12 protein-coding genes are annotated in these 14,672 nt (G+C 61.2%); 10 read left to right on the top strand and 2 right to left on the bottom strand.

The window, feature by feature from the left end; translation table 11 throughout:
* On the bottom strand, window positions 1–1,945 hold a 1,945-nt coding region (locus ACK1VC_RS26690), incomplete at its 3' end, for an Ig-like domain-containing protein (RefSeq protein ID WP_449118151.1).
* 189 nt (window positions 1,946–2,134) lie between these two features.
* Window positions 2,135–3,691 (bottom strand): nitric oxide reductase transcriptional regulator NorR, encoded by a 1,557-nt coding sequence (gene norR, locus ACK1VC_RS26695; RefSeq protein ID WP_191087275.1) that lies wholly within the window; start codon window positions 3,689–3,691, stop codon window positions 2,135–2,137.
* Between the two features lie 154 nt (window positions 3,692–3,845).
* On the opposite strand from norR, the gene hmpA reads away from it, so the two are divergent.
* From hmpA to ACK1VC_RS26745, 10 genes are all read left to right on the top strand, one after another.
* On the top strand, window positions 3,846–5,024 hold the full coding sequence (hmpA, locus tag ACK1VC_RS26700) for an NO-inducible flavohemoprotein (protein ID WP_023047741.1): 1,179 nt from the start codon (window positions 3,846–3,848) through the stop codon (window positions 5,022–5,024).
* Between the two features lie 389 nt (window positions 5,025–5,413).
* A complete protein-coding gene (locus ACK1VC_RS26705; RefSeq protein WP_016484939.1) occupies window positions 5,414–5,920 on the top strand; it encodes a disulfide bond formation protein B in 507 nt (168 codons plus the stop codon).
* A 560-nt stretch (window positions 5,921–6,480) separates the two neighbouring features.
* Window positions 6,481–7,422 (top strand): ubiquinol oxidase subunit II, encoded by a 942-nt coding sequence (gene cyoA / locus ACK1VC_RS26710; RefSeq protein WP_016484940.1) that lies wholly within the window; start codon window positions 6,481–6,483, stop codon window positions 7,420–7,422.
* 3 nt (window positions 7,423–7,425) lie between these two features.
* Window positions 7,426–9,444, top strand: coding sequence for a cytochrome o ubiquinol oxidase subunit I (cyoB, locus tag ACK1VC_RS26715; protein WP_016484941.1), 2,019 nt, complete (start codon window positions 7,426–7,428; stop codon window positions 9,442–9,444).
* 3 nt (window positions 9,445–9,447) lie between these two features.
* Entirely contained in the window at window positions 9,448–10,074 is a 627-nt protein-coding gene (cyoC, locus tag ACK1VC_RS26720; protein WP_016484942.1) for a cytochrome o ubiquinol oxidase subunit III, read from the top strand.
* Window positions 10,074–10,406: a cytochrome o ubiquinol oxidase subunit IV gene (gene cyoD / locus ACK1VC_RS26725; protein WP_016484943.1), complete on the top strand. Its 333-nt coding sequence runs from the start codon at window positions 10,074–10,076 to the stop codon at window positions 10,404–10,406. The genes cyoC and cyoD overlap by 1 nt, the downstream gene beginning before the upstream one ends.
* 11 nt (window positions 10,407–10,417) lie before the next feature.
* Window positions 10,418–11,305, top strand: coding sequence for a heme o synthase (gene cyoE / locus ACK1VC_RS26730; RefSeq protein ID WP_016484944.1), 888 nt, complete (start codon window positions 10,418–10,420; stop codon window positions 11,303–11,305).
* Between the two features lie 272 nt (window positions 11,306–11,577).
* Window positions 11,578–12,786 (top strand): alanine transaminase, encoded by a 1,209-nt coding sequence (gene alaC, locus ACK1VC_RS26735; RefSeq protein ID WP_019473730.1) that lies wholly within the window; start codon window positions 11,578–11,580, stop codon window positions 12,784–12,786.
* A 115-nt stretch (window positions 12,787–12,901) separates the two neighbouring features.
* Window positions 12,902–14,029, top strand: a complete 1,128-nt coding sequence (locus ACK1VC_RS26740; RefSeq protein ID WP_060517657.1) for a hypothetical protein — start codon at window positions 12,902–12,904, stop codon at window positions 14,027–14,029.
* Window positions 14,030–14,155: 126 nt separating this feature from the next.
* Window positions 14,156–14,539 carry a YkgJ family cysteine cluster protein gene (locus tag ACK1VC_RS26745; RefSeq protein ID WP_016501425.1) on the top strand — a complete coding sequence of 128 codons (384 nt, stop codon included), beginning with the start codon at window positions 14,156–14,158 and terminating at the stop codon, window positions 14,537–14,539.
* Window positions 14,540–14,672: the final 133 nt, after the last annotated feature.

The following is a 14,672-nucleotide window of genomic DNA, read 5'->3' on the forward strand; positions in this document are numbered from 1 at the left end:
GGTTCAGCTGTTCGCCAGGCTGCGCAGCTGGGCTGAGGTCGATCAGGAAGGTACCGTTGGCAGCGACTACGCCAGTACCGATCACGGTGCCGTTGGCATCGCGCACCTCGACAGTGGCGCCCGGTTCGCCGCGGCCGCTCAGGGCCAGGCCATCAGGGCCGACCACGATATTGCTTACTGCGTCAGGTGGCGTGATATCCGGGGCATCGAACTGCAGCGGCGCCGAGGTGTTGCCGGCGGCATCCACCAGGCGCACATCCAAGGCTTCGCCATTGGCCTGCGCAGGGTTCAGGGTCAAGCTGAACAGGCCATCGGCGCCGACTACACCCGTGCCGATGAGGTTGCCACCGGCATCACGCACCTGCACGGTAGTGCCCGGTTCGCCGCGACCGGTGAAGGTCACGCCGTCGGCCAGGGCCAAGTCAGTTGGTTGAGCCGGCGGCAGCAGGTCGGCTGAGGTGACCGAGCCCGGCTGGGACACGTTGCCAGCAGCGTCGGTCAGGGTCACTTGCAGGGCACTGCCGTCGTTCACGGCAGGGGCCAGGGCGATGACGAAGGTGCCATCCGCACCAACGGTACCCGTCGCGATGATGTTGCCTGCGGCATCACGCACTTGCACGGTGGTGCCGGCTTCGCCACGGCCGCTCAGCTGGCTGCCGGCCAGGCCGATGACCAGATTGGTCGGGGCCTCAGGCGGCGTGGTGTCGCCCCCGTCGATATCCGGCGCAGTGACCGCGCTGGCTACGGATGTATTGCCAGCGGCATCGGTCGCGGTGGCTTGCAGGACTTCGCCGTCAACCTGTGGGGGGTTGAGGTTGATGCTGAACACGCCGGTTGGGCCGACTACAGCCGTGCCCAGTTCGGTGCCATCGGCAGCCACGATACGCACAGTGCTGCCCGGTTCGGCACGGCCGGTCAGGACGGTGCCATCCGCGCTGACGGCCAGCTCGGTCGGGGCACCTGGGGCGGTGATGTCCGGGGCTGTGAATTCCAGTGGTATCGAACTGTTGCCAGCGGCATCGACCTGGCGGATGTCCAGTACCTCGCCATTGGCCTGGGCGGGCGAAAGGGTGAGGCTGAAGGTACCGTCGGCGTTCACCAGGCCACTGCCGATGAGGTTGCCGGCGGCATCGCGCACCTGCACGGTGGCGCCGGGTTCGCCGCGACCGGTAAGGTTGGCGCCCTGTTCATTGATCGCGAGGTCGGTCGGTGCCAGTGGCGCGGTTGCGTCCGGGGCGGTGACGGTGCCTGGCGCCGAGACATTTCCGGCGCCATCGGTCAGGGTGACTTCAAGGTTCTCGCTGTTGACCTGCGGCGGGTTCAACGTCACGTTGAAGCTGCCGTCGGCACCCACGGTGCCGCTGCCGATCAGGTTGCCAGCGGCATCGCGGATGTTAACCGTGGTGCCCGCTTCACCGCGGCCGCTCAGGCGCAGGCCATCCGGCGACACCAGCAGGTCGATAGGCGTGGCCGGTGCGGCCGTGTCGGGGTCGGAACCGCCGCTGCTGCCACCGCCGCCGTTGTTTGCCGCTGCCGCTGCGCCGCCCACGCCGAGCAGGCTGAGCCCGGCAATCGCCCAGGTCGGCATGGCACTGCCGGCGGTGCCGATACCCGCCACCAGTTCGTCCAGCGAGGCCACGTCTTCGAAGGTAAAGCCGGTGAACGCTGCCGCATCGTACTGGGCATGCCACAGGGTGCCGTCTTCGCCGACGAAGACCATGTCGCTGCCGACCCCGGCCTGGTCCACGGCGAAGAAGTTGCCGATGGTGACCTTTTCACCCGACTTGAGGGTGACGATCAGGTCCTGCCCGCGCTGGGTAACGGTAGCCACCTTGTCGGGAGATACCGGCATCTGCACGACGCCTGGCCCTTTGAGATTGATATTGCCCCAGGCGCTCTGCGTGGCGACTTCGGATTGCTTATCGGCGACGACGATGTTGTCCATGGATGCTCCCTGCTGGTATCCGGATCCCCCGGCCCGACTGTTCGGGCCACAACCGGCGTAACACACCCTTTCAGGGTTGTTAGGCGCAGTCTCGACCAGGCAGTCGAAAAACGGGTGGTTAGGGAGATATAGCAGCCGGGCAGGAAGCAACCAGATGGCTTTCTGGGTTAATCCTTTTGTAGGTGAACCTCAGCGAAGCCCCAGCCGGCGGGCCAATCGGCTCAGGTTTGCGCGGTCCAGGCCCAGCTCACGGGCGGCCGCCGCCCAGTTGTCCTGATGCCGTTGCAGGCAGGCTTCGATCGCCTGGCGCTGGTAGATATCGACCGCTTCGCGCAAGCCGCCTTCAGGCAATGCTGCCACCTGCAGCGGGGCTGCAGAGGAGGGTTGTGAGCCCGTTGTCGGGGGGGTAACGCGCAGGTCCAGGTCGATGGCTTCGAGGGTGAGGATACGTGGCCGGTCAGGGTGCTGGCCGAGCGCCTTGAGTGCCGAACGGCCAATCAGGTGTTCCAGTTCGCGCACATTGCCTGGCCAGTCGTAGGCGACCAGCGCGGTTTGGGCGTCGTGGCTCAGGCGCAGGCTGTTCAGGCCAAGTCGCGATCGGTTCTGTTCAAGGAAATAGCCAGCCAACAGCAGTACATCTCGACCACGTTCGCGCAGGGGCGGCACGTGTAGCGGGTATACGCTGAGGCGGTGGTAGAAGTCGGCGCGGAAGTTGCCATTGCGCACTTCGGCAGCCAGGTCGCGGTTGGTAGCGGCGATCAGGCGCACGTCCACCCGGTGCTCGCGGTCCGAGCCCAGGCGTTGCAGCTGGCCGCTTTGCAGCACCCGCAGCAGCTTGGCCTGCACGGTGAGTGGCAGTTCGCCCACTTCGTCGAGGAACAGCGTGCCACCGTTGGCCAGTTCGAACTTGCCACGGCGTTCGCCGTGCGCACCGGTGAAGGCACCGCGTACATGGCCGAACAGTTCGCTCTCGACCAGGGTGTCGGGCAGGGCGGCACAGTTGAGGCTGACCAGCGGCTTGTCGGCGCGGCTGCTGGCCTGGTGCAGGGCCTGGGCCACCAGTTCCTTGCCAACCCCGGTTTCGCCGGTGATCAGCACGGTGAGGTCGCTGCCGCCGACCAAGCGGATTTCTTCTACCAGGCGCTTGTGTGCGGCGCTCTGGCCAATCAGCTCTTTGTCCTGGCCGCTGGCCTGACGGTAGATCTCGGCGCGCAGGTGTTCGTCTTCAGCACGCAGGGCCAGGTGCTCGATGCGCTCGGCCACGGTAACGGTGGCGGCCGCCAAACTGGCGAAGGCCTGCAGGGCATCCAGCTCCAGGCTTCGGAATTGCCCGGGGGTGAGGGCGTCGAGGGTGACCAGGCCCCACGGGCGTTCATCGACCATCAATAGGCAGCCCATGCAGTCGTGCACTTCAAGGTCGGCATCCGCGGCGTTGACCAGGCCATCGTAGGGGTCGGGCAGTTCGGAGTCGCTGGCAAACCGGGTGGGTTCCGGTCGGCTGAGCAAAATCTGGAACCGCGGATGCTCACTGACCCGGAATCGGCGGCCCAGGGTGTCGGGGCTCAGGCCGTCCACAGCCAGGGGTACCAGCCATTCACCGTCCAGGCGCAGCAGCGCAGCGGCGTCGCACGGCAGCAGGCTGCGCATGGCCTGCAGCAGGCGGCGGTAGCGCTCCTGATCGGGCAAATCGCGGGACAGATCACTGACGAGGGGCAGCAGGGCGGTTAGCAACGGCTTTGTAGTCATATTGACTCCTGTAGGTCCATATGACTATACATCGAGCCGAGTCATTTTGACATGGGCTGCATCAAACCCTTGATTTTGCTGGCTGTGAAAGTTGGCACGAATGCTGAAACGGCAAGGGCAGTCATTTGAAGCCACAGGCTCAGGAGTTGCTGCAATGCTCAATGCCGAACAACGTGCAATCATCAAGGCCACTGTCCCCCTGCTGGAAAGCGGCGGCGAAGCACTGACCACCCACTTCTACAAGATGATGCTCAACGAGTATCCAGAGGTACGCCCACTGTTCAACCAGGCCCACCAGGCCAGTGGTGACCAACCACGCGCCTTGGCCAACGGCGTGCTCATGTATGCCCGCCACATCGACCAGCTGGAGCAGTTGGGCGGCCTGGTTGGGCAGATCATCAACAAGCATGTTGCCCTGCAGATTCTGCCGGAGCACTACCCGATCGTCGGCAGTTGCCTGCTGCGCGCCATCGAAGAAGTGTTGGGCAAGGAAATTGCCACCCCGGCAGTGATCGATGCCTGGGCCGCGGCCTATGGTCAGCTGGCCGACATCCTGATGGGTGCAGAGGAAAACCTTTATAAACAGAAGGAAGAGGCCGAGGGCGGCTGGCGCGGTACCCGCGCATTCCGCCTGGTACGCCGCGAGCAGGAAAGCAGCGAGATCGTCTCGTTCTACTTTGTACCGGTGGATGGCAAGCCCGTGCTCAAGGCCGAGCCAGGCCAGTACATCGGCCTGAAACTGGACATTGACGGAGCCGAACAGCGCCGCAACTACTCCCTGTCGGCGCTGTGCGATGGCAAGGAGTACCGCATCAGCGTCAAGCGCGAGGCGGGCGGCAAGGTTTCCAATTACCTGCACGATCAGCTGGTGGTGGGCGAGACCCTGCAACTGTTCCCGCCTGCGGGTGACTTTACCCTGGCAGCCAGCGACAAGCCGCTGGTGCTGATCAGTGGCGGCGTAGGCATTACACCGACCCTGGCGATGTTGCAGGCCGCGCTGCAAACCCGGCGTGAGGTGCACTTCATCCACTGTGCGCGTAACGGTGCGGTGCATGCCTTCCGTGACTGGGTCGATGGCCTGGCGGCGCGTTATCCGCAGCTTAAGCGCTTCTACTGCTATGCGGAGCCTGCGGAGGGCGCCGAGGCCGATGCCGTCGGCCTGCTGAGTGAGGACCTGCTGGCCGAGTGGCTGCCGCAGGAGCGGGATGTGGATGCCTACTTCCTTGGGCCAAAGGCGTTCATGGCGGCGGTGAAGCGCCAGTTGAAGGGCCTGGGTGTGCCGGAGCAGCAGAGCCGCTACGAGTTCTTCGGGCCGGCGGCTGCCCTGGATTGATGCTACGCCTGTACCGGCCCCTTCGCGGGCTTGCCCGCGAAGGGGCCGGTACAGGCACAAATATGTATCCCAGCCACAGTACTCCTTCCTGCCTATATATAAGGAGAGATGAAAAGCGCCTGCTCAGCTTTCATCTTTAATCCTCCTTTAATCACGGTATCCTTCACTCCCGGGTGTCGAGGGGCTTGCCCCTGCGCGGTACCCGTGCAGCCGTTTTTTTGCCGCCCGGCGTTGAACCGACGTTGTTGCGGCCGGTCTCAGCCACACCGGATAGCCCTGCGCAGTGCTGTCACGCCGCTTCCTCGGCACGCTCAAAGGCCCTGCCCAGCGTGTAGACTTGCGCCCAGGCAGGCGGACCACGCTGCCACTATCCATCGAAGGAACCGGCAATGAACGAACAAACATCGCGCCTGAATCGGGAACGGCGCTTTCTGGTGCTGTTGGGCCTGATCTGCCTTTCGCTGATTGGCGGCGCCCTCTACATGCAAGTGGTACTGGGCGAGGCACCGTGCCCGTTGTGTATCCTGCAGCGTTACGCGCTGCTGTTCATTGCCGTGTTTGCCTTCATCGCCGCAGCGATGCCCGGGCGCCGCAGCCTGACCTTCTTCGAAGCACTGGTTGTGCTCAGCGCGATTGGCGGAATCATTGCGGCCGGCAACCATGTGTATATACTCGCCAACCCCATGGTCAGTTGCGGCATCGACACCCTCCAGCCGATCGTGGATGACCTGCCGCTGGCCAAGCTGTGGCCGCTGGCATTCCAGGTCGACGGCTTCTGCAGCACCCCGTACCCGCCACTCCTCGGTTTGTCGCTGGCGCAATGGGCGCTTGTGGCGTTCGTGCTCACCGCCATCCTGGTGCCGCTCGGGATCTACCGCAACCGACGCCAGGCTTAGACAAAAGTCCCGAATCGCATAGGGTCTTTTACAGCGCATGTGAAGAGGGAAAAGTCGCTCACCGCTTGATCCAGATCAATCACAAAGCCTTGTAGAATGCGGCTTTGAGGCCTGGCAAGCGGGGTGCGACAAACTGTCGCGAAGTTGAATTATCGAGCAGCATTGTTGCACATTCTGTAAAAGACTGTTGCTCAATAAGTCATAGTCAAGGGTTGGCGACCTCACTACAATCGCCCCCAATTTCCGTTCGGCACTGCTTGCGAGTCGCAGGATTGAAGGAAGCCCCAGCGCTCCTTTTTGCTGACTTCGTCAAGTTTCGCCCAACGGCGATACCGGGCGGACCCCCCTCCGCGTTTTCCCGCACCAAATGGACTTGGTCTGAAGTACAGGCCTGTTGCCTACGAAACCATAAGCACCGCTAACAACGCTTGAAGCCAAGGTCCTGCAGTCGGACCCCAGGCAGGAGCGAGTACGGGCGCAAAATGCCTCACTTGGCAGGACGAAGTGTTGGCTACCAAAACACAAATTGCATTGAAGCAAGCTGATCTAGAGGTCGTGAGATGAGTAAAAAGCGTTACCCCAGACTGTTTGGCATATTGCCCTTTTTAGGCATGCTTTTACTCAGTGGGTGCAACTGGACCCTGCTCGACCCGAAGGGACAGGTCGGCATTGAGCAAAAGAACCTGATCCTGATCGCTACCGGCCTGATGCTGCTGGTGGTTATCCCTGTGATCATCATGACCTTGGCGTTCGCCTGGAAGTACCGTGCTTCCAACAAGGCAGCCACCTACACCCCTGACTGGTCGCACTCGACCAAGATCGAGGCTGCGGTGTGGATCATCCCGATCCTGATCATCATCGCCCTGGGTTACGTCACTTACCACTCCACCCACAAGCTGGACCCGTACCGTCCGCTGGACTCGGACGTGAAGCCGATCCAGATCGACGTTGTCGCACTGGACTGGAAGTGGCTGTTCATCTACCCGGAACAGGGCATTGCCACGGTCAACAAGATCGTCTTCCCGGCTAACACCCCGGTCAACTTCCGCGTCACTTCCGACGCCGTGATGAACTCGTTCTTCATCCCGGGCCTGGGCGGCCAGATCTACGCCATGGCCGGCATGACCACCAAGCTGCACCTGATCGCCAACGAAAACGGTGTGTTTGACGGTATCAGCGCCAACTACAGCGGTGCTGGCTTCACCGGCATGAAATTCAAGGCTACTGCCACCTCTCAGGAAGACTTCGACAAGTGGGTCGCTGAAGTCAAGCAGTCGCCGAAGAAGCTGGACAAGGCTGAATACGACGCCTTGGCCAAACCAAGCGAAAACAACCCGGTCGCGCTGTATAGCGAGGCTTCGCCAGAGCAGTTCCAGCTGATCGTCGACAAGTACGAAGGCATGAACCGCGGTCGTAGCCACGAAGAAGCAGGCAGCAAAGATCTGGCCACAACCAAGGGTGTGGAATCGAGTATGCAACCAGCTGCCGGTGCAGAGGAGTAAGAGATGTTCGGTAAATTAAGCCTGGAGGCGATACCCTATCACGAGCCGATAGTCATGGTGACGCTTGCCATGATCGCGCTCGGCGGTATCGCTGTCGTCGGTCTTATCACCTATTTCCGCAAGTGGACCTACTTGTGGAGCGAGTGGCTGACTACTGTCGACCACAAAAAGATCGGCGTGATGTACATCATCGTCGCGATGGTCATGCTGCTGCGCGGCTTTGCCGACGCCATCATGATGCGTACCCAGCTGGCTGCCGCTACCGGTGGCTCCGAAGGCTACCTGCCGCCTGAACACTATGACCAGATCTTCACCGCTCACGGTGTGATCATGATCATCTTCATGGCGATGCCGTTCTTCACCGGCCTGATGAACCTGGCGGTTCCTCTGCAGATCGGTGCACGTGACGTTGCCTTCCCGTTCCTGAACTCCCTGAGCTTCTACCTGCTGCTGGCAGGCGTGCTGCTGGTCAACATCTCGCTGGGCGTTGGTGAATTCGCCAAGACCGGCTGGGTTGCCTATCCGCCGCTCGCAGGCATTCAGTACAGCCCTGGGGTGGGTGTCGACTACTACATCTGGGCGCTACAGCTATCCGGACTGGGTACGACGCTTACCGGCGTGAACTTCCTCGTCACCGTGATGAAGATGCGCGCACCTGGCATGAAGCTGATGGACATGCCGATCTTCACCTGGACCTGCACCTGGGCCAACGTACTGATCGTTGCTTCGTTCCCGATTCTGACTGCTGCACTCGCTCTGCTGACTGTTGACCGTTATCTGGACTTCCACATTTTCACCAACGAGCTTGGTGGGAACCCGATGATGTACGTCAACCTGTTCTGGGCGTGGGGTCACCCTGAGGTTTACATCCTGATCCTGCCGGCCTTCGGCGTGTTCTCGGAAGTTACCTCGACGTTCTCTGGCAAACGCCTGTTCGGCCATCACTCGATGATTTACGCATCGGGCGCGATCGCCATCCTTGGCTTTGCGGTATGGCTGCACCACTTCTTCACCATGGGTGCCGGCGCCAGCGTCAACACCTTCTTCGGCCTGGCGACGATGCTGATTTCCATCCCGACCGGTGTGAAGCTGTTCAACTGGCTGTTCACCATGTACCAAGGCCGTGTGCGCTTCACCGCACCGATGCTCTGGACCCTGGGCTTCATGGTCACCTTCTCCATCGGTGGCATGACCGGCGTACTGCTGGCCGTTCCGGGTGCTGACTTCGTTCTGCACAACAGCCTGTTCGTAATTGCGCACTTCCACAACGTGATCATCGGTGGCGCGGTATTCGGCTACATCGCCGGTTTCGCCTTCTGGTTCCCGAAAGCCTTCGGTTTCACCCTGAACGAGAAGTGGGGCAAAGCTGCCTTCTGGTTCTGGCTGTCGGGCTTCTACGTTGCGTTCATGCCGCTGTACGCCCTGGGCTTCATGGGCATGACCCGTCGTCTGAACCACTCCGACAACCCACTGTGGGAACCCTACCTGTACGTAGCCGTTGTCGGCGCCGTGCTGATCCTGTTCGGTATCGCTTGCCAGCTGATCCAGATCTTCGTGTCGGTTCGCGACCGCAAAGACAACATGGACGTCACTGGCGACCCATGGGGTGGCCGTACCATCGAGTGGTCCACTTCGTCGCCACCGCCGTTCTACAACTTCGCTCACATGCCTGAGAAAGTTGGTCTGGACGCCTGGCACGAAGCCAAGGAAGCCGGTGTTGCGTACAAGGTCCCGGCCAAGTACGAAGCGATCCACATGCCGAGCAACACCTCCACCGGTCTGTTCATGGGTATGTTCCTGACCGTGTTCGGCTTCGCCTTCATCTGGCACATCTGGTGGCTGGTGGGCGCGAGCCTGTTGGCAACCATCGCAGTCTTCGTTCGCCACGCTGCACGTGACGACCAGGGCTACATGGTTCCGGCCGAAGAAGTGGCGCGCATCGAAGGCGAGCGTATGAAAGCGCTGGCCAAAGCAGGTGCTCTGCCTGCCGGCGCACGTGTCGAATCGTTTGAGCGGGTGTAATCAATGTCCAGTCAAGTAATGCACGGCGGCGCTGCTCATGGTCACGACCATGGGCATGACGACCACCACCACGACTCGGGCCAGATGACCGTACTGGGTTTCTGGCTGTACCTGATGACCGACTGCATCCTGTTTGCGTCGCTCTTCGCCACCTACGCGGTGCTGTCCGGCAGTTTTGCCGGCGGCCCGTCGGGTCATGACATCTTCCAGCTCGATTTCGTAGCTGTTGAAACGCTGTTCCTGCTGCTGTCCTCGATCACCTTCGGCTTCGCCATGCTGAAGATGTTCGATGGCAAGAAAGCCGGTGTACTGGGCTGGTTGGCTGTGACCTTCCTGTTCGGTGCAGGCTTCATCGCGATGGAAATCTATGAGTTCCATCACCTGATCAGCGAGGGCTTCGGCCCGCAGCGCAGTGGCTTCCTGTCGGCGTTCTTCGCCCTGGTAGGTACCCACGGTCTGCACGTGACTGCCGGCCTGATCTGGATGGCAATCATGATGTACCAGATCAACAAGCATGGCATCACGCCGACCGCCAAGACCCGCATGAGCTGCCTGAGCCTGTTCTGGCACTTCCTGGACGTGGTCTGGATCTGCGTGTTCACCGTCGTCTACCTGCTGGGGGTTCTGTAATGGCTAGCGCACACGACACTCATCACGAAGGTAACCACGGCAGCGTCAAGTCGTACATGATCGGCTTTGTCCTGTCGATCATCCTGACTGCGATCCCGTTCGCACTGGCCATGACCGCCAGCCTGCCGAAGAACCTGACCGTTCTGATCATTGTTGCCATGGCCGTGATCCAGGTAGTTGTACACCTGGTGTACTTCCTGCACATGGACCGCTCGAAAGAGCAACGCAACAACGTGTCGACGTTCCTGTTCACCGTACTGGTAATTGCACTGCTGGTCGGCCTGTCGCTGTGGATCATGTTCAACATCCACATCGAAATGATGGCCAAGTGAGGTAAGACTGCATGTCCGTTAAGCACTTTATCCAAATCACCAAACCGGGGATCATTTTCGGTAACGTGCTTTCCGTGGCAGGCGGTTTCTTCCTTGCCTCGAAGGGCCATGTGGACTTCGCCTTGTTCCTGGCGGTGGTGATCGGTACTTCGCTGGTGGTTGCGTCCGGATGCGTGTTCAACAACTGCATCGACCGTGACATCGACCACAAGATGGAGCGCACCAAGAACCGCGTCATGGTGCAGGGCGGCATGTCGCTGCCCCTCGCGCTGATCTACGCCACCCTGCTCGGGGTGGCGGGTTTCAGCCTGCTGTATGTCCAGGCCAACCCGCTGTCGGCGTTCTGCGCAGCTGTAGGCTTCATCGTCTACGTCGGTTTCTACAGCCTGTGGCTGAAGCGTAAATCGGTGCACGGCACCTTGGTCGGCAGCCTGTCGGGTGCCATGCCTCCGGTGATCGGCTACTGCGCCGTAAGCAACAGCTTCGACCTGGCTGCGGTAACCCTGCTGGTGATGTTCAGCCTGTGGCAGATGCCGCACAGCTTTGCCATCGCCATCTTCCGCTTCAAGGATTACAGCGCTGCCAACATCCCGGTCCTGCCGGTGGCACGTGGCATCCTCGCGGCGAAGAAGCAGATCGTGCTGTACGTGCTGGCCTTCGTGCTCGCCACCTTGATGCTTACCCTCGGCGGTTACGCCGGCCTCGGCTACCTGGCCGTGGCAGCTGCCATGGGCCTGTACTGGCTGTACATGGCCTGGGGTGGCTACAAGGCAGAGGACGACAGCAAGTGGGCCCGCAAGGTGTTCGGCTTCTCGATCCTCACCGTCACTGCCCTGAGCGTGATGATGGGCGTGGACAGCCAAACCGCTGCGGACGTGCTGATGACCTACGCACGCTGAAACTGCTGCCTGTTTCACGAAAACCCCGGCCATGTGCCGGGGTTTTTTTATGCCTGTCTTCCTGTGCCGGCCCTTTCGCGGGCTCGCCCGCGAAGAGGCCAGCACAGGAAACATGAAATCTGGCTTTTCAAATAATACGTCTGAAAATATATGACAAAACAGGAAAATGTCCTTTACATATTTTATGTTTCGGCATTATCTTCTGAGTCAGGCCGCCACATCGGCCAACGTCGCTCGGACGGTTCCGGGCGCTTACGTCCTCAGAGGAAGCCATGGCTAACCCAGGTTCGCCGCGCCGCTTTGCGCGCATTGATCGTCTCCCCCCTTACGTTTTCAACATCACTGCCGAGCTCAAGATGGCTGCCCGCCGCCGTGGCGAAGACATCATCGACCTGAGCATGGGCAACCCCGACGGCGCTACACCGCCGCACATCGTCGAGAAGCTGGTGCAGGTTGCCCAGCGGGAAGACACCCACGGCTATTCCACCTCTCGCGGTATCCCGCGTCTGCGCCGGGCCATTTCCAACTGGTACAAGGAACGCTACGAGGTCGACATCGACCCGGAAAGCGAAGCCATCGTCACCATCGGCTCGAAAGAAGGCCTGGCCCACCTGATGCTGGCCACGCTCGACCAGGGCGACACGGTGCTGGTGCCCAACCCCAGCTACCCCATCCACATCTACGGTGCGGTCATCGCCGGTGCCCAGGTGCGTTCAGTGCCGCTGGTACCGGGTGTGGACTTCTTCAACGAACTCGAGCGGGCGATCCGTGAGTCGATCCCCAAGCCGAAGATGATGATCCTCGGCTTCCCGTCCAACCCCACTGCTCAGTGCGTGGAACTGGACTTCTTCGAGCGCGTGGTGGCCCTGGCCAAGCAGTACGACGTGCTGGTGGTGCATGACCTGGCCTACGCCGACATCGTCTACGACGGCTGGAAGGCCCCGTCGATCATGCAGGTGCCTGGTGCCAAGGACATTGCCGTAGAGTTCTTTACCCTGTCCAAGAGCTACAACATGGCGGGCTGGCGGATCGGTTTCATGGTCGGCAACCCCGAACTGGTCAGCGCCCTGGCGCGCATCAAGAGCTACCACGACTACGGCACCTTTACCCCGTTGCAGGTGGCTGCCATTGCCGCGCTGGAAGGCGATCAGCAGTGCGTGCGCGACATTGCCGAACAGTATCGCCAGCGCCGCAACCTGCTGGTGAAAGGGCTGCACGAACTGGGCTGGATGGTTGAGAACCCCAAGGCGTCGATGTACGTGTGGGCGAAGATCCCTGAGCAATATGCACATATGGGGTCGCTGGAGTTTGCCAAAAAACTCCTGGCCGAGGCCAAGGTGTGCGTGTCGCCGGGCATCGGTTTTGGCGAATATGGTGATGACCATGTGCGCTTTGCCCTGATCGAGAACCAGGACCGCATACGCCAGGCCATCCGCGGGATCCGGCAGATGTTCCGGGCTGATGGGCTGGCTCGCAAATAAGCCAGTTGGGGCTGCCTGGCAGCCCCATATCTACCCCAGGGCGAGCTTTCCGCCTGCATTTCCCCGATCTGCCTACCTATCTTCAGCACTCATTTCTCACCACAGAGACTCCCCAATGAGTGTGTTCACCGCCTATTTCTGCGGTACCGGTTCTCACCGTTTCGACGACGCAAACCCCAACTTCTGGAACGGCGAGCTGGTCTCGACCCTGGCCGCAAATGACGAGGGCCGCGAATTTGCCCACTGGATCGCCGTAGACGGCCCAGGCAGCGGCAACCTTCAGGATGACAACCTGTTCGTAGAACCCGGTGGCTACTTCAACTGGACCGGCCAATTGTTCGGCCGCGGCTGGGAAGAAAACGTCAACCATGTGCTGCAGGTGATCAAAGGCGAAAGCAGTTGGCAGCGCACCAAGCTGAGCGAGGAAGAATACCAGCGGCTGAAGGACGCTGGTGTACCTGTACCGGACGTTTCCTCCACGGCCTCGTGGTTCTGGCGCACCTACGACTACGGTGATCGCCAGCCAACCCCGCAGGCGTTGCAAGAGCGCATCATCAGCATGTTCCGCAAGCCGCGCATTCCAACCCAGGTGAACCTGGTGGGCTGGAGCCGGGGTGGTATCAGCTGCCACATGCTGGCCAACGCCATGGCAAATGACCCGGTACTGCGGGAGGTGCCGGTGAATATCTTCGCCATCGACCCGGTGCCGGGTGTTGGCAATGTGCAGGCCGAGCGCATCGCGCTAGCGCAGAACGTGCGTGAATACGTCGGCTTCTATTCGCGGGATGAGCGGTCCAAAGGGTTTGCCTGCGTAATTCCTACCGTCGCCAGTGGCACGCAAATCTGCATTTATCCAATGCCGGGGCGTCATGCCACGCTGGTGGGTAATGCATCGGTCGATGGTGCCGGCGATGGCAAGGTGCTCAAGGAACCCGGGCTTATCGTTCGCCATTTCGCCGAAGTCTGCCTGACCCGCTGGGGTGTTCAACTGGGCAAGCGACTGGCCTTGGATGACCGCCAGGTGATGGAATATCACCAGGCCATGGCCGCAGCCGAAACGCAGTACCAAGCCATGCGCAGCAAATCGTATACGGTGCTGACCGAGGGGGAGAAGCACGACCGGTTGGTGCATTGCGGCGAAGCCCGCACGCACTTCAGCAAGGTGTGTGGTGATGCCTATGACCCGACCGAAGGCCTGGCGCTGCAGCGTTGGGATGCCTCCACCTACAAGGCATTGCGCTGAATGAAGCAGGCGGCCGGATCAGTGGCAAAATTTTTTGCATGTGCCCTCTATCCAGCCGCCCTCGGTTCGATTGAAAATGGCGCGGCGGGCCAGCCCCGATAACAACAACCTTCCCTCCGTGGCATCATGTCTGAATATAACCCTTGCCTTGACTGCGGCGCCTGCTGCGGGTACTTCCGTGTGTCCTTCTTCTGGGGCGAATGCCAGTCTGCCGGGGGCGTTGTGCCGGACGATCTGGTGGTACAGATCAACCCCACCCGCGTTGCCATGATCGGCACCGATGCCAAGCCCTGCCGTTGCGTCAGCCTTGAAGGCGAGATCGGTAAGGAAGTTGCTTGTACCATTTACGCCAACCGCTCCAGCCCTTGCCGCGAGTTCGAAGCATCGTGGGAGGGTGGGGTGCACAACCCCAGCTGCGACGATGCGCGGGCGGCGTATGGGCTGCCACCACTGACGCCGCCAGGCGCCAACGAGCCGCATTGGCCGGATGATGGGGCTGAGGTGGCCTGAAGTATTGATCAGCCTGACGCGGTCAATGTGGGAGCGGCCTTGTGCCGCGAAAGGGCTGCAAAGCAGCCCCGGCAATTTCAGCATCGCCGCTGATACCTAGGGGCCGCTGTGCGGCCCTTTCGCGGCACAAGGC

The sequence above is a fragment of the Pseudomonas sp. XP2 genome (assembly GCF_053557975.1).